General features: G+C 56.3%; 13 protein-coding genes and 1 pseudogene. 10 read left to right on the top strand and 4 right to left on the bottom strand.

The window, feature by feature from the left end; all coding sequences use genetic code 11:
- Positions 1 to 482 precede the first annotated feature (482 nt).
- From DIS04_RS07340 to DIS04_RS07355, 4 genes are all read right to left on the bottom strand, one after another.
- The gene (locus tag DIS04_RS07340) at positions 483 to 1,463 is read right to left on the bottom strand and encodes an NAD(P)-dependent oxidoreductase (RefSeq protein ID WP_111413119.1); all 981 of its coding nucleotides are present in this window, start codon (positions 1,461 to 1,463) and stop codon (positions 483 to 485) included.
- Between the two features lie 263 nt (positions 1,464 to 1,726).
- Positions 1,727 to 1,867, bottom strand: a complete 141-nt coding sequence (locus tag DIS04_RS20940) for a transposase (RefSeq protein ID WP_111413120.1) — start codon at positions 1,865 to 1,867, stop codon at positions 1,727 to 1,729.
- A gap of 389 nt (positions 1,868 to 2,256) precedes the next feature.
- The gene (locus tag DIS04_RS07350) at positions 2,257 to 2,910 is read right to left on the bottom strand and encodes a TetR family transcriptional regulator (protein ID WP_111413121.1); all 654 of its coding nucleotides are present in this window, start codon (positions 2,908 to 2,910) and stop codon (positions 2,257 to 2,259) included.
- Positions 2,910 to 4,484: an acyl CoA:acetate/3-ketoacid CoA transferase gene (locus DIS04_RS07355; RefSeq protein ID WP_111413122.1), complete on the bottom strand. Its 1,575-nt coding sequence runs from the start codon at positions 4,482 to 4,484 to the stop codon at positions 2,910 to 2,912. Before DIS04_RS07355 ends, DIS04_RS07350 begins: the two co-directional genes overlap by 1 nt.
- 304 nt (positions 4,485 to 4,788) lie before the next feature.
- Between DIS04_RS07355 and DIS04_RS07360 the strand changes: the two genes are divergently transcribed.
- The 10 genes and pseudogenes from DIS04_RS07360 to DIS04_RS07405 all read left to right on the top strand — a co-directional run bounded on the left by DIS04_RS07360 (position 4,789) and on the right by DIS04_RS07405 (position 14,611).
- Complete coding sequence (locus DIS04_RS07360; protein ID WP_162623033.1) at positions 4,789 to 5,325, top strand: TRAP transporter small permease; 537 nt, start codon at positions 4,789 to 4,791, stop codon at positions 5,323 to 5,325.
- On the top strand, positions 5,325 to 6,608 hold the full coding sequence (locus DIS04_RS07365; RefSeq protein WP_111413124.1) for a TRAP transporter large permease: 1,284 nt from the start codon (positions 5,325 to 5,327) through the stop codon (positions 6,606 to 6,608). Before DIS04_RS07360 ends, DIS04_RS07365 begins: the two co-directional genes overlap by 1 nt.
- A 50-nt stretch (positions 6,609 to 6,658) precedes the next feature.
- Positions 6,659 to 7,648, top strand: coding sequence for a TRAP transporter substrate-binding protein (locus tag DIS04_RS07370; protein ID WP_162623034.1), 990 nt, complete (start codon positions 6,659 to 6,661; stop codon positions 7,646 to 7,648).
- A gap of 43 nt (positions 7,649 to 7,691) precedes the next feature.
- Positions 7,692 to 8,561 carry a shikimate dehydrogenase family protein gene (locus DIS04_RS07375; RefSeq protein ID WP_111413126.1) on the top strand — a complete coding sequence of 290 codons (870 nt, stop codon included), beginning with the start codon at positions 7,692 to 7,694 and terminating at the stop codon, positions 8,559 to 8,561.
- A gap of 11 nt (positions 8,562 to 8,572) precedes the next feature.
- The gene (locus tag DIS04_RS07380; protein WP_111413127.1) at positions 8,573 to 9,337 is read left to right on the top strand and encodes an enoyl-CoA hydratase/isomerase family protein; all 765 of its coding nucleotides are present in this window, start codon (positions 8,573 to 8,575) and stop codon (positions 9,335 to 9,337) included.
- 15 nt (positions 9,338 to 9,352) lie between these two features.
- Positions 9,353 to 9,844: a MaoC family dehydratase gene (locus tag DIS04_RS07385; RefSeq protein ID WP_218938135.1), complete on the top strand. Its 492-nt coding sequence runs from the start codon at positions 9,353 to 9,355 to the stop codon at positions 9,842 to 9,844.
- Positions 9,841 to 11,010, top strand: coding sequence for a dihydrodipicolinate synthase family protein (locus DIS04_RS07390; protein WP_111413129.1), 1,170 nt, complete (start codon positions 9,841 to 9,843; stop codon positions 11,008 to 11,010). Before DIS04_RS07385 ends, DIS04_RS07390 begins: the two co-directional genes overlap by 4 nt.
- Entirely contained in the window at positions 11,007 to 11,864 is an 858-nt protein-coding gene (locus tag DIS04_RS07395) for a sugar phosphate isomerase/epimerase family protein (RefSeq protein ID WP_111413130.1), read from the top strand. The genes DIS04_RS07390 and DIS04_RS07395 overlap by 4 nt, the downstream gene beginning before the upstream one ends.
- A 394-nt stretch (positions 11,865 to 12,258) precedes the next feature.
- Positions 12,259 to 13,599, top strand: a complete 1,341-nt coding sequence (locus tag DIS04_RS07400) for a glycerate kinase type-2 family protein (RefSeq protein WP_111413131.1) — start codon at positions 12,259 to 12,261, stop codon at positions 13,597 to 13,599.
- Positions 13,596 to 14,611, top strand: a pseudogene (locus DIS04_RS07405) (pyruvate kinase). The gene DIS04_RS07400 and the pseudogene DIS04_RS07405 overlap by 4 nt, the downstream one beginning before the upstream one ends.
- Positions 14,612 to 14,713 lie beyond the last annotated feature (102 nt).

Consider the following 14,713-nt stretch of genomic DNA (forward strand, 5'->3'; position numbering starts at 1 on the left):
CGTCATTGCGCCACTGACGAAAGCGACAATAGACGGTCTTGGCCCATAGCGATGGGGAGACCCCGCCACTTGGTCCCGTAGCAGAGGACTAAGAATATTCCATTGAGCATCTGGCGGTCATCTCGTCGCGGGCGCCCCATGATCAGCGGCGGGAAACGATATCCTCGATTATGTGCCAGCGCTCGTCGGAAAGTTCGTAACGTACTGCCATTCACGCCTCCCCTGCCATGACAAGAGGGAGTGGAGCAATCAGGACTTTTTAGGCAGAACATAAGGCAGGCGTGGGGAGTTGGCGGCACATACCCAAAGCCCAAAATCGGCATTCGCCGCCGTCCTTGCTGGGTGCCAATCTTAGCGGATCCATCGCAAAGCTCTACGCACTGGGTTGTCCTTCTCTACCCGTTCGTCAATGCAGCCGTGCGGCGAATCACCTTGACAGCGAATGGCACAATCACACGCCCTTCAGTCGGTTTTCAGGAGTTCTACGCTAGCCATGAGGCAGCCTCGGGATTCACGCAGCGCTCCGGGCGCTTGCCGTCACAAATTGCCGCGATCTGCTTGGCCGAAGCAGCACATTGCACCTCGACCGAGCCAGGCGTCAACCCGCCGATATGCGGGGTTGCGATGACCTTTGGGTGGCGCGCGACAACAGCGGTAGGCATTTGCCGATACGAGCGCCCAACATCGACCCCGGCCCCTCCAAGATGACCATTGTCGAGGGCAGCAAGCAAGGCTGCGTCATCGATCAGGTTGCCCCGTGCGGGATTGATAAAATACGCGCCTTGCTTCATCGCCGCGAAAACCTCGGCATTTATCATCTCCTCGGTCTCCTCGGTCGCCTTGGCTAGACAAATCACAAAATCGGACCGGGACAACAATTGCGAGAACGTTACTTGTTCAACCCGCTCGTCACGGATCGTCACATAGGGATCCGCCGCGAGGATAGTCATTCCGAAGACCATGGCCAAATCGGTGAGATATCGGGCGATTTCGCCAAAGCCGATTAGGCCGATCGTCGCTCCGCGAAGCTCCGGATAAAGGCCCGGTGTCGGCGTCTCGCCCGCATGATATAGCTTCGCCCCGGCGGTGATCTGCCGTGATAGGTCGAGCATAAGCCCGATGATCAGCTCTGACACGCCGGCGGTAAAGACGGGGGGACCATTGGTGACAAGCACACCGGCTTTGGTGGCTGCGGAAACATCGACATTGCGGTAATCAACCGCCCACCGGACGAAGGCCCGCAGATGAGAAGCATGGGCGAAGAAATCCTCATCAGCCACCGTTACGCCGAAGCTATGGACGATATCGCAGTCCTCGATTTCTTCATAGAGACGCTTACGCTCCCAATGACGCTCGCCCTCATTCAATTTTAGCTTCCCAATCTTAGAGAGCAATTCAAACGGCGTGTCGCCGTAAAGCTGACGAAGCTCCCACTCGGGATGAGGCAAAAGAATGCGTAACATCAGAACTTCTCCTAGACCACCTTGTAGGAACAAGGCTGATTCGTAACGTCTATCGAGAAGAGGACCTTTCCGCTGTCATGGATTTTTTTCATCACATCTGAATTCGCGGAACCGACAATCAAATGGCAAGGCGAAGTGAGGCTGGGCATATGTTTTGACCCGAATCTTTGCATTCTTAAGGTTATACTCAGCAAATGGGAAAGTTTTACTGACTACCAACTGCATAATTCGCAGCAATCTCCTGACATGATCACGCCGCCTCTTCATCGCTCTTGCCGTTTGACGATGCCACTGCTCCAACTCCACGCAGCCTTGAAGGCTCGGTTAGCGCACCGTCGCTTCATCCATCTCCAGAAAACTTCTGCGAGATTCAGCTCCGGCGAGCAGGGAGGAGGAGACTCCAGCCGAAGTCAGTCCTTCCTGAACCACAGGCCGACTCAGCATATCGTGCCCTAGCGGCCCCGCTGAGCCGGCACTCTCCCAAGGCCGAGTTCACCCTTCGCCGCTAGATCTCGTGGTACCAGATCAGCGATTGATGCGGTGGTAGTCCTGAGCGGGAGCGGCTCTTCACCAACTTCTCGGGCTCGGGCGACCCACTGACTGTGCGCCTTGCCGACCTCCAGGCGTTCGAGGCAGGCTAAACAGCTAGGGCTATTTGCTAAACAGATCAGTCGCTCAGGAACCGACAAATAAACATTTACTAATCGGTCGAATGAACCCGAAGTGCGCCGGCACTGGAAAAAGAAATAAAGCATTTGCTCGACACATTTTAATAATGCTGAAGCAAATTTTATTATTCTTTGCCTACGTTTTTTCCGTAGGCATCGAAGAACATTTTTGACACCACGGCTACAAGGTTCTCCAGCTCTCTAAAGGAGCCCTTTTCAGTTGAGAACTGCGCCGAACTGTTAATGACCATTGCGATAACCATCGCGGCTTCCTTCGACACTACTTTTTCTATCAGCTCTCCATTGGCCAAAGCTATTTTAATCGCTTCGGTCACGAGGTTATATAGTGCTTCGCTGAAGTAGCTGAGCTGGCGCTGGGAGTCGGTGCTAATGACATCTGTCTCGAGCCTTAGGCGCGCAATTAGACTCCAAGGATTACCACTTTCCCCGGATGGGTTGAATTTGAGATAACGTGATCGATTGAACTCGATGACCTTATAAATTTTGTCTTGCAAAGTCATCGAGCTGTCGCGCCATATTGCGCCGTGAACTTCTAGTGTATGCTCAACATAATCCCTGACGACTTCATCGATGACGCCGTCCTTGCTCTGGAAGTGGTAAAAAATGTTAGTCGTCGTCGTGCCAGTTTCTTTAGCAATCTTCGACATGGTCGTACCACGATAGCCATTTCTAATAAGCATATCACTTACAATACACTTAATAGCATCTCGAGTATTTCTAGATGCTGGCTTTTGAGGTTGGAAGCTAACGGATGACATTATTGCTTAGCACCTGTATATTTATCCAGCAAGCTCTGATCGAGTCCCATGGGTTTGTCGATGAATATTCGACGATCCATCTCTTTAAGTTCTTTAGAAATAAGCGGCTGAAAATCCATGAGCGCCAAAATATCGCGCTCAATATCAATTCCTGGAGCGTACTCCACTAGCTCTAGCCCCGAAGGTGTTGCACGAAATACAGCACGCTCTGTGATATAAGTCACCTCTTGCTCTCGCGAAAGACCGTACTCGGCATTGTAGGTAAGTTGCTCGACCGTTTCGACGAAGCGCCGGAAGCGGCCCTCGTTTTCGATACGAAGCTCACCGTCAATGGTCGAGATATCAAGACCACCAGCTGTGAAAGTACCTGCAAAAACCATCGACTTGGCATTCTGGCTAATATTTATGAAACCTCCAATGCCGATGATGCGGTTCTTGAATCGGCTGATGTTAACGTTGCCTGCAGGATCGATTTCGACGAATGAAAGAAAGGCCAAGTCCAGTCCTCCACCATCATAAAAGTCGAATTGATAGGGTTGATCAACGATAGCATCGTAGTTCCATGCGGCGCCAGCATCCAGGCCGAAAGCTGGTGCGCCACCAATCAGCCCCTGCTCATTGGTCAGTGTGAATTGATCGATCACGCCCTCTTCTGCTGCGACAAGTCCGACGCCGGTGCATATACCCGAACCAATATTGCAGATCAAGCCGGGCACTATTTCCATGGCACAGCGGCGAGCGACGATCTTGCGGGCATCAAGTGCTAGTCGCGGAAACCCAGAAGTCGAAACTTTGAGTGCACCCGCGTAGGACGGGTTATACATTGTCTGAAAGGTCTGCATTTGGTCTGGAACAACAACGACGTAATCGACCAAAATGCCGGGTATCTTGACCGTTTTGGCCGCTAGCGTGCCTGCCTTGGCTATCTGTTTGACTTGAACAATGACCTTACCGCCGCATTTTTTTGTTGCTTGGGCCATGGAGAGCATCTCGCCCCAGATAGCCTCATCTTCCATGGAAATGTTGCCATTTTCATCCGCCGTTGTCCCGCGAAGTAGGGCCACGTCGATATGAAAGGCACGGTAGTAAAGCCATTCCCGACCGTCTAGTTCGAGTACCTCGACAAGGCTCTCCGAATCCCTGCAGCTTTGACGCCCACCCTCGAGGCGGGGGTCAACGAAAGTGTGAAGCCCGACGTGGGTAATGAGACCAGGCCGGCCTCCAGCAATCTCGCGCGTGAGCTGTGACAGCACGCCCTGGGGGAGGGTGTAAGCTTCGACCAGATCTTGGGCGGCAAGCGCGGCGACGCTGGGAGCATCTGACAACGTGCCGCATACGATGCGCTTAAGCAAGCCTTCATGAGCAAAGTGGTTCGCCCCGAGCTCTCGCTGATCCCCAAGACCGACCGGGTGAATTGATGTAATGCCGCGAGGGTGGGCTTCTGCGAGGTAACGTTCCTGGATAGCTTTCATCAAGGCATCGGGAACGGCATGGCCTGATCCTGACCCACCTATGAGCACAGTCTGACCGTCACGCACTATCTGGGAAAACTCTTCTAAATCAATCACTTGCATAATTATCACCTTTAAAAAAGCCGTGACAAGCGTCACTGGGTCAAGCCCTGATCTGGTAAGTTACTGATCGATCGGTAAGCCTTATCATAACGTGCGCGTCACCATTTTCAATCCCTGACGCACGATCTTTGTCTCTAGAGGGTGAGCCGGCGAGCGACCGGCGGCTTTACCTATGGTGGTCTTTTGCGGCGTGCAACTTAAGTCTAATGGCATACTGACCGGTCAGTAAGTATGCTAATTTCATAATCGGTTCACAAGAGCAAAACAACAATTTACCTCTATTGTCCGGAGCGGAGGCATAACCTTGCAAAACCCTAGTCGCAATTTGTTTAGAGCAATCGATATCTTCAGCGAAGTGTTAGCGATATCGATGTTGATTGTTGGTTTTCTGGTCGTCGCCCTAGGCGTCATGAGTCGTTATGTGTTCTCGACTCCGGTTCCCTGGACCGGTGAGGTCGCTAGGTTCGCATTCATCTGGCTATCACTTTCCGGTATAGCCGTCGTCGAGAGGAAGCGCGCTCACTTTCGCATCGACATGTTGGTTCTGACAATGCCTATCGCCCTGCAGAGGTTAATCTTTTTTATTCGTGAAGCCGTTATCTTGACAGTGCTGGCGCTTATGCTAATCCAAGGGCTGCAATTTACATACCTCGGTCTCAATGCCTATTCCACAACGCTTCAGATCCCTCTCTATATAGTTTACGGAGCACTACCTCTATCGGTTACCTTTACGTTGGTAAATCGGTTGCGAGTCGTAAGTGAAGATTTCAAAGACTTGTATTCATTAAATCCGCAAGCCGCTCAAAAAGCGAGAGCTACTTCGTCAGGAGGGACCGAATAATGTCGGCGATAGCGCTGCTGAGTAGTTTTTTCGTACTAATAAGTATCGGCGTGCCAATTGCTTACGCCATGCTGGGTACCGCTTTTTTCGTCCTATTTGTGTTCGAGCCGGGGCTGCCCAACATGATCGTTCCGCAGAAGTTTTATGGTGGGACCGATAACTATATTTTGCTATGTATTCCTTTTTTCATGCTTGCCGGTGAGCTGATGGGGCTGACGCCACTGTTTGATCGGTTAATGAAAGTTGCCAACGCCATTGTTGGACAAATACGTGGCGGCCTAAGTCATGTCAATATTGTAGTAAGTATGCTTTTTGCGGGTATATCTGGAGCGGCTAGCGCTGATACTTCAGCAGTGGGGAGTATGATGATACCGGCAATGGTCAAGCAGGGATATACCAAATCCTATGCCACAGCCGTAACGGTAATCTCATCCGTAATTGGCGTCATCATTCCTCCCTCAGGGATCATGATCGTCGCTGCACTTGCGACCGGGACGTCAGTTTCCAATGTTTTTTTAGGTGGTGTCATCCCTGGCATCGTGGCTGGTTTGAGCCTGCTCATTGTTTCTCTCATATACGGTTATAAAAAAGGCTTTCCGAAATCCGCCGCGATGAGCTGGCGTGAACGAAGCCGCGCCTTATGGCTTGGAATGCCAGGATTGGGTATACCTGTCGTCATCATCGGGGGGATTTTGGGTGGCTTCGTTACTCCCACCGAAGCCGCGAACCTAGCGGTCGTCTACGCGATCATTGTTGGCGCCTTACTGATCAAAGGCATACCGCCGCTTCATAAGTTGTACCAAAGCCTGGTAACGGTCGTGACGAGGCTCTCGGCAATCATGTTTTGCTTAGGAGCTTCGATGGTTCTGGCTTGGTTTTTCGCTATTGCTGGCGTTCCAGAAATCGTTGCCGGCGCTATAACGACGGTCACGGATAATATATATGGTGTCATGGCATTGATGCTTATCAGCTATTTAATTATCGGCACCTTCTTGGATCCTCTGCCGGCCATTCTGATCTTTTCTCCCATTTTTCAGCCGATTGCTTCCTCATTTGGAATCTCGGATGTCCACTTCACCGTAGTCATGGTGATGGGGTTGTCAATCGGTCTAGCAACACCGCCGGTCGGTTCCTGCATTTTTGTGGGCTCGGCAATTAGCGGGTTGAGCATCGACAAATTTGTGAAGGACCTTCTGCCATTCCTCGCCGCGATGGCTGCGGCGCTGGTATTGGTAGCCTTTGTTCCTTCACTAGTAGAGTGGTTGCCAACAATCGCGCAATAGTGACGACAATGGCGCCACAAGATAGGCCATCAACTCTAGAGGACAAAAAAATGCGAAACATTAACATTACAAAGCCCACCATCCTGGTAGGCATCTTGTGCCTGTCGAGCCAAGTCTACGGTGCGACAGAGTTGCGCTTCGCCAGTAGTCAGCCAGAGACAGGTGGCTACATGGGCGAGTACGTCAAGGTCTTAGGCGATTCGATAGAAGAAAGGACGAATAGTGATGTGACGGTTAAGGGATATTACTCTGGCGCCCTCGGTTCGAACGAGCGCGAGCTCGCCGAGATGACCAAAAGCGGCGGCGTCGACATTGCTAACACCGCGACGACTTATATTCAGGGATGGATGCCCTCATCCAAAATTTTTGATTTTCCCTACATGTTTAGCGACGTCGAGCACTACAAGAAAGTGATTCAAGGGGATATCGGCGATCGTCTCAAAGACGAAGCGCGTGATGATGGCGTCGAGGTTCTGTCCTTCGTCATCGCAGGCTTCAGAAGTATCTTCAATAACGAACGTCCCGTTCATTCGGTTGAAGATCTGGAGGGTTTGACGATTCGTTCTATGGAAAGCCCAATCTATGTCGACATGTTTGAACGCCTTGGTATGCGGCCTACGCCGATGCCTTCTTCTGAGCTTTACAGCGCGCTTCAGTTGGGCACCGTCGACGCCGGGGAGAACGATCCCGCTAGCGTGATGGCCTGGGGCTGGAACGAGGTTATCGATTACTACACGTTGGATCGGCACTCGATTGCAGTCATGGCAATCATCATGAACAAGGATCGGTTTGATTCCTTCGATGGGCAGACACAGGATGCCATTCTAGAAGCCGGGCGTGAAGCTGAGAACTACCAGATCGATTATATCCAGGAAGCGTGGTCCGATAGCCTCGAACAGATTGTCGACTCGGGTGTTGAGGTCGTAGAACTGGATGAGGATGCCATGCGTGAGTTCCGCGAGGCCGTCAGACCCACTATCGATGAGTTCGAGTCGGAAGTCGGCGCCGATCTGATCGAGTCCGTGCGCTCGCTGGAATGATGAGTCGCTACCGGTATTCCCGTCTTACTAAGTAAGGAAAGACATGGAATTCTCCAATGTATCCAAAGTGGGGCGCGAGCCCCACTTCCTCAATGGCGCGACGCGAATATGCGCCATCGTGGGTGACCCGATAGAACAAGTGGGTTCTCCAGAACGCTTCAATCAGCAATACCAAAAAAAAGGCGACAACGCAGTACTTATCCCGCTTCATGTCACGCCTGAGGATCTTGCTGCTGTCGTGAAGAGCCTGCGCGCAGTGCGAAACTTCCAGGGTCTCGTCATCACTGTGCCCCATAAACAGCAGGCGTTGAGGCTCCTGGATCACTGTACCCCAAGGGCGAAGCGTATCGGCGCGGTTAATGCGATCCGATTTACTCTGGGCGGGCTTTACGGCGACAACTTTGATGGGGAGGGATTCGCGCGAGGATTGGCAGCCAGCGGTGGCCGGGTTCGAGGAAAACGCGTGATGATCATCGGGGCGGGAGGCGCAGGTCATGCCATCGCCGATGCGATGGCCGAGCACGGCGCTGAATCAATCGGAGTCCATGATTTGGATCGCCATCGAGCCGATCACCTTGTCGCTAATCTTCGCAGCGGCTGGCCGGGGTTCGATGCCGAATCGGTAGACAACGATCCCGCCGGTTTCGACATCATTATCAACGCAAGCCCGGCTGGCGGCAACGTTGATCAAGCTTTACCGACTGATCCCGCACGTATCGATGCAGGTGCGCACGTCGCCGACATACTGCTCAAGCCGCGAATCACCGCTTTTCTCAAGGCCTGCGAGGCGAGAGGACTTGGGGTCATGCCTGGCTACCTCATGCTCGACAATCAGATCGAAGCGATTGCCGAATTTTTCGATGCCAGCTCAGCCGAGGCGGCTGAACGATATCCTCATGGTAAAACTTATTAGGGAGATTCGTGATGGATCTCATCCATTATGGTGTGCAGGACGGAGTTGCTGAGATTCGGCTCGACCGTCCCGATAAGTTGAACGCCATTACGCCAGCCATGGCTTCGGAACTTTCTCGGCTGGCTCGGTGCGCCAATGACGACGACAACGTCAAAGCTGTCCTTCTGACCAGCGCTGGTCCTCGCGCGTTCTGCGCCGGTACTGACCTACAATCGCTCGCCGGCTATGCGAATGCGTGGGCGTTTCGCAACCGCTGTGAATACGCCGCGGCCATTCGCGACATCCGCAAGCCTGTCGTGGCCGCGTTGAAAGGCTGGGTACTCGGCGGCGGTGCCGAGTTGGCGCTCGCGGCGGACATACGTGTCGCCGACGAGACCGCCCGATTCGGATTTCCTGAAGTGTCTCACGGCTGGGTCGGGGGTGGGGGTGCCTCGCAATTGCTGCCACGGCTTTGCGGCTACGGCCAGGCGATGAACTTGCTGCTTACAGGCAAGACGATTGACTGCTACGAGGCCTACCGAGTCGGTCTCTGCGAGCACGTAGTGCACGCGGGGGAGGCCGAGAGCACCGCCCGAGGCCTTTGTATTGAGATGTCCAAACACAGGTCCATTGCACTTCAATCGGTCAAGGCTTCTGTACGCGCGGCGCTTTGCACGGACCTAGCTTCAGGACTGCGCTACGAAAACGAAATGAACACGCTCTGCTTCGCGATGTGCGAGCACGTCGAAGGTCTAGAACGCTTTCGATCGCGGAGCAGCGATGAAGGCCACCAGTAATTCGAGGACATGTCAGTGCAGCAAACCCATGAAGAAAAGCGAAACAATCGGTTGCTGAAAAGCGGTGACCTCTTCTTCGACGACCTCATCGAAGGGGATTACTTCGTTACCGATGGAATCATGGTCACTGAGAGCCATGTGGTCGGGTTCGCCGGGCTTTCCGGGGACCGCTTCAGCATTCACTTGGATGATGTGACGGCCCAGCAAGCGGGCTTTCCCGGAAGGATCGCTCACGGTCTTTTGGTATTGGGGCTGGTCGATGGGTTGATGATGAATTCTGCCGTGAAACCCAGAATCGTGGCCGCGCTGGGGTGGGACTGGTCTTTCAAGGCACCGGTGCTCATTAATGATCGCGTGCATGCCGAGGCTCGGTTCAAACCTGTACGTCGCACGAAGCGCGGTGATCGCGGCATCGTGGAGCTTGTGATCACGGTGTTCAAGAACCAGCGCGACGTCGTCCACTCAGGCGTCAAGACACTAATGCTCGAATGCAGGAGTAGCGGATGAAACACGATCTCAAAGTCCCGGTCGCGAATGGTGCGATGCAAAGCATTGTGCTCAACGCTCCGGCGCAGTTCAAAACGGCAACGCTGGGGATGGTGCTGCCGCGCAAGGCGCTCTCGGCCGCGCATGTGGTGTGCGACCCGCATATTGATGTTGTCCCGTTTGCACATAGTGCCATCGATATGGATGCCACCCAGCGCTATCGCGAATATCTATGGAGCCTAGGGCTAGGCGTGGCAGAAGCCATGGACACAGCTCAGCGCGGGATGGGACTCAGCTGGGGCGACGCTCAGGAACTCATCGCGGAGACTCTGCACAGAGCCCGAGGGCTGCCGGGAGCGGAAGTCTATAGCGGCGTGGGCACGGATCATTTGCCAGCCGAGGAGATGCCGCTTTCGCGTGTCGTCGAGGCTTATCAGTCACAGTTGGAGTTCGTCGAGACGCGCGGTGGGCGGGTCATTCTTATGGCGAGCCGCGCGCTAAGCGCCTCAGCCAAGTCCTACGAAGATTATTCCTTCGTCTATCGCGAAGTGCTAAGTGCAGCACGCCAGCCGGTCATCCTCCACTGGTTGGGGCCAATGTTCGATCCTGCTCTCACGGGGTATTGGGGCGAGCACGACCTTGAACGGGCTATGTCGCGCTGTTTGGATGTGATTCACGAACACGCTGATAAGGTCGAAGGCATCAAGATATCGCTGCTCGACAAGACGCTGGAGATCGAAATGCGTCGCCGCTTACCAGCGGGTGTCAGCATGTTCACCGGGGACGATTTCAACTACCCAGAGCTGATCGCCGGCGATGGCGCAAGCCACAGCGATGCCCTGTTGGGTATCTTCGACCCCATCGCACCGGCTGCTTCTGCCGCGTTACGGGCGCTGGGCGATCAGGACACGCAAACCTTCCGCGCCACTCTCGATCCGACAGTGGCGCTGGCGCGGGAGATCTTTCGCGCCCCGACTCAGTATTACAAAACGGGTGTCGTCTTTCTCGCCTGGCTCAATGGGCATCAGGAGCATTTCACCATGGTGGGCGGCCACCAAGGGGCGCGCTCCATCCTCCATCTTTCGCGCGTCTTTGCACTCGCCAACGATTGCGGACTCCTTAGCCATCCGGAAATGGCGCGTGAACGAATGCGGATACTGCTCGAGCTTCATGGAGTTTGGCAATGAACCACGCAAGTGTCGGTCTCTGCCTGAACACGGCGACGACCCGCCTTCAGTGGGATTTCGCACAGGCTGTCGACGGCTATAGTCGCCTCGGAGTGGCTGCCATTTCACCGTGGCGTCACGAGATCCAGGCCTATGGACCGGCCAAAGCGGGACGCCTCCTGCGCGAGGCTGGATTGCCTGCGCTTGGTCTTTGTCGCGGAGGTGGGTTCCCTGCGCAGGATGGAGAGTCGTTCAGGCGTCATATCGACGACAACCGCCTTGCGATCGAGGAAGCGCACGCTATTGGCGCCAAGTCTCTGGTTCTAGTTTGCGGTGGGCTCCCTGAAGGCAGCCGCGACCTGCCCTCGGCGCGACAACACGTCATCGATGCAATCGCCGAAATTCTGCCCGAGGCGAGACAGGCGGGAGTCAAGTTATCGATCGAGCCTCTACATCCGATGTATACAGCGGATCGAAGCTGCATCTCGCTGCTGTCCCAGGCGTTGGATATTTGTGAACAGCTTGAGCCCACGAAAGAGGGTTGGTTAGGCGTGGTTGTCGATGTGTACCACGTTTGGTGGGACCCTAATCTTGAGGACTCTCTTAAGAGAGTCACATCGAAACAGCTACACGGCTTTCACATCAACGACTGGCTTTATAAGACCCAGGATCTGCTGGAAGATCGAGGAATGATGGGAGACGGGATCATAGATTTGCCCTGGCTTGCGGATCGTGTCAAAGCGAGTGGCTTTGGTGGACTACCTGAAGTAGAGATTTTTTCCCGCTATTGGTGGGGGCAAGACCCCGAATACGTTGTGCAAACCTGTCTAAAAAGAAGTGCATCCGTGCGTGAACGCATGACCGATTCCGTATAGAGGCGTTCCGGCTCTGTCTGTACTGTCCGATTTGCCTTTGGCGATGATAGCCATTGAGTCACGCTAAGGTCGCCAAGTCCGGTGACGCAACAGAGTTCGTATTCGGTGAGGCTAGCGAGGCTTAAGATCCGCGAGAGCCGCGAGATGAAATGCATTGGCAACACCGATATCCGCCGCGCCATCGTTCTCACCGCCACAGCGGCTCCTTCAGGTTGTGCTTGATGATTATTTGCATCCGGGCTCGCATCACCTCGAACGAGAATATCGCGACGATCCTCCAAATTCGACTGGCTTCCGGCCGCCGCATGGCGGCCTTGCTAGCGGAGTTCCGCCACCGGGTTCTTTACGAGCCGAATTCTTATAACCCCATCCGTTCGTCGTAGAGGAGTGCCTCATGGTCGCCATACCATCCCCGTCGTCTCCCGACCCCGCCCTGCCGGTGCCGCTGAAATATCCTTCAAGTTGGTTGCGAGGCCTCGCCGACCTGGCCGTACGCGCAGTGCACCCCGATAGTCTGCTGCCCGGTGAGCTGCCCGCGCCGCCCCCCGGTCGCACTCTTGTGGTGGGGGCAGGTAAGGCGGCCGCCGCAATGGCCGTAGCCCTGGAGCGCGCCTGGCTGGCCCACCAGCCCGAGGCGCCGCTACAGGGACTGGTGGTGACTCGCTACGGTCATGGTTCACAGGAGCAGGATACTACCTGCAAGCGCATCGAGGTGCTGGAGGCGTCCCACCCCATGCCCGACGGCCTCAGCGAGCAGGCCGCCCGGCGGATGCTCGAGGCCGTCGAGCCTCTGGGCGAGGAGGATCTGCTGATCGCGCTAATCTCCGGCGGAGGTTCGGCACTGATTAGCTTGCCAGCTCAGGGAATCGCGCTGGCCGAGAAGCAGGCCATCAATCGCGAGCTACTGCGCTGCGGGGCGCCAATCCGCGAGATCAATACCGTGCGCCGCCACCTTTCGGTGATCAAGGGCGGCCGCCTGGCCGCCGCTGCCCACCCGGCCCGGGTATTGACCTGGCTGATCTCCGACGTACCAGGCGACGATCCTACCCTGGTCGCCTCGGGGCCGACCCTGCCGGATGCCACCTCGCCGGCGGATGCCCTGGGGATCCTCGAGCGGCACGGGATCGCCATATCCGACGCCGTGCGGCACCACCTTCAGGCCGCCGGCCGGGCACCGGCGATGGGTGATGCGGGCTTCGCCCGCGACCGCTCGCGGGTGCTGGCCCGTGGCTGCGACGCCCTCGCGGCGGCGCAGCGTGGCGCCGAGTCGGCCGGCGTCGCGGTGTGCGTGCTGGGCGACGACCTGGAGGGGGAGGCCCGCGAGCTGGGCCGCGCCCAGGGGCACCTGGCGCTGGCCGCTCAGGAGGGGCTGGAACAGCCGTTGCTGATCCTCTCCGGCGGCGAGACCAGCGTCACGATGACCGGCGACGGGCGGGGCGGGCGCAACGTCGAATACCTGCTGGGCCTTTTCGACGCCGTCCGCGGTGCCCCTGGCATCCATGCCCTGGCCATCGACACCGACGGCATCGACGGTTCCGAGGACAACGCCGGGGCGCTGTTTCTCCCCGAGGACTGGGCCCGCGCCCGGGAGCAAGGCCTCGACCCCTCCGATTTTCTGTCACGCAACGATGCCTATACTTTCTTCCAGGGCCTGGATCGGCTCATCATGACCGGGCCGACTCGTACCAACGTCAACGATTTCCGAGCCATTCTGATCTTGCCGAGGACACCATGACGCTTCCCCCGCACGCCCCCATTCATGAGCCTATCCGCCGCACCAAGATCGTCGCCACCTTGGGGCCGGCCAGCGACCGCGAGGGCGTCCTGGAGGCGATGATCAAAGCCGGTCTCGACGTGGTGCGCCTCAACTTCTCCCACGGATCGGTGGACGATCATCGCCAGCGCCTGGCGCGGCCGAGCGCATCGGCTACTACAAACAGCTGATCGAGGATGTCAAGGGCGGCGACCGCCTGCTGCTCGACGATGGCCGCCTGGTGCTCGACGTCGTCCGCGTGGTGGGCAAGGAGATCCACACCAGCGTGGCCGTGGGCGGCAAGCTCTCCAACAACAAGGGCATCAACAAGCAGGGCGGCGGGCTGTCGGCGCCGGCGCTGACCAACAAGGACAAGGCGGACCTCGAGACCGCCGTGGAGATCGGCGACGCCCAGCTGAGCGGCACCCAGAAGCGCATCATCAAGCAGGCCCGTACGCTGAACCGTGCGGTGATCACCGCCACGCAGATGATGGAGTCGATTATGACTCGCCCTTGCCCACCCGCGCCGAGGTGTTCGACGTGGCCAACGCCGTGCTCGACGGCACCGACGCGGTAATGCTCTCGGCCGAGACCGCCGCCGGCGACTTCCCAGTGGAGACCATTGAGGCCATGGATCGGGTCTGTCTGCGCCAATCACCTCGCGGGCGTCAGCGCCATCGCCTGCATGACCGCCTCGGGCTATACGCCGCTGATCGCTTCGCTAATCAGCTCAGGGTTGCCGATCGTCGGCCTCGCCCACAACCCGGTTGACCAGCGGCGCATGGCACTGTATCGCGGCGTGGTATCGTTGCCCTTCGACACCAGTGACATGCAAGCGAACGACCTCAACGACCATGCTCTGGCGCGACTGGTCCGCCACGGCATCGCCGGACCCGACGATCATGTCATCCTGACGCGCGGCGACCACATGAACGCCCATGGCGGTACCAACACCATGAAGTTTCTCAATGTGAACCCCGGCCACGTGCGCTGAGACAAGCTCCGATCGGCTTTACAGAGGTTGCTCCAAGCCGGTGTCAGTTGCAGGGCGGTATCAGCTTGATGGTGACATCGACCTTCCCCCTGGTTTAGGTCC

It is taken from the genome of Billgrantia lactosivorans, from assembly GCF_003254665.1.
Classification (GTDB): domain Bacteria; phylum Pseudomonadota; class Gammaproteobacteria; order Pseudomonadales; family Halomonadaceae; genus Halomonas; species Halomonas lactosivorans.

Bases quoted from the DNA above. Each gene is read 5' to 3' on its own strand.
- DIS04_RS07340 (WP_111413119.1), bottom strand. From the start codon at position 1,463: ATGTTACGCATTCTTTTGCCTCATCCCGAGTGGGAGCTTCGTCAGCTT.
- DIS04_RS07350 (WP_111413121.1), bottom strand. From the start codon at position 2,910: ATGTCATCCGTTAGCTTCCAACCTCAAAAGCCAGCATCTAGAAATACT.
- DIS04_RS07355 (WP_111413122.1), bottom strand. From the start codon at position 4,484: ATGCAAGTGATTGATTTAGAAGAGTTTTCCCAGATAGTGCGTGACGGT.
- DIS04_RS07365 (WP_111413124.1), top strand. From the start codon at position 5,325: ATGTCGGCGATAGCGCTGCTGAGTAGTTTTTTCGTACTAATAAGTATC.
- DIS04_RS07370 (WP_162623034.1), top strand. From the start codon at position 6,659: ATGCGAAACATTAACATTACAAAGCCCACCATCCTGGTAGGCATCTTG.
- DIS04_RS07375 (WP_111413126.1), top strand. From the start codon at position 7,692: ATGGAATTCTCCAATGTATCCAAAGTGGGGCGCGAGCCCCACTTCCTC.
- DIS04_RS07380 (WP_111413127.1), top strand. From the start codon at position 8,573: ATGGATCTCATCCATTATGGTGTGCAGGACGGAGTTGCTGAGATTCGG.
- DIS04_RS07390 (WP_111413129.1), top strand. From the start codon at position 9,841: ATGAAACACGATCTCAAAGTCCCGGTCGCGAATGGTGCGATGCAAAGC.
- DIS04_RS07395 (WP_111413130.1), top strand. From the start codon at position 11,007: ATGAACCACGCAAGTGTCGGTCTCTGCCTGAACACGGCGACGACCCGC.
- DIS04_RS07400 (WP_111413131.1), top strand. From the start codon at position 12,259: ATGGTCGCCATACCATCCCCGTCGTCTCCCGACCCCGCCCTGCCGGTG.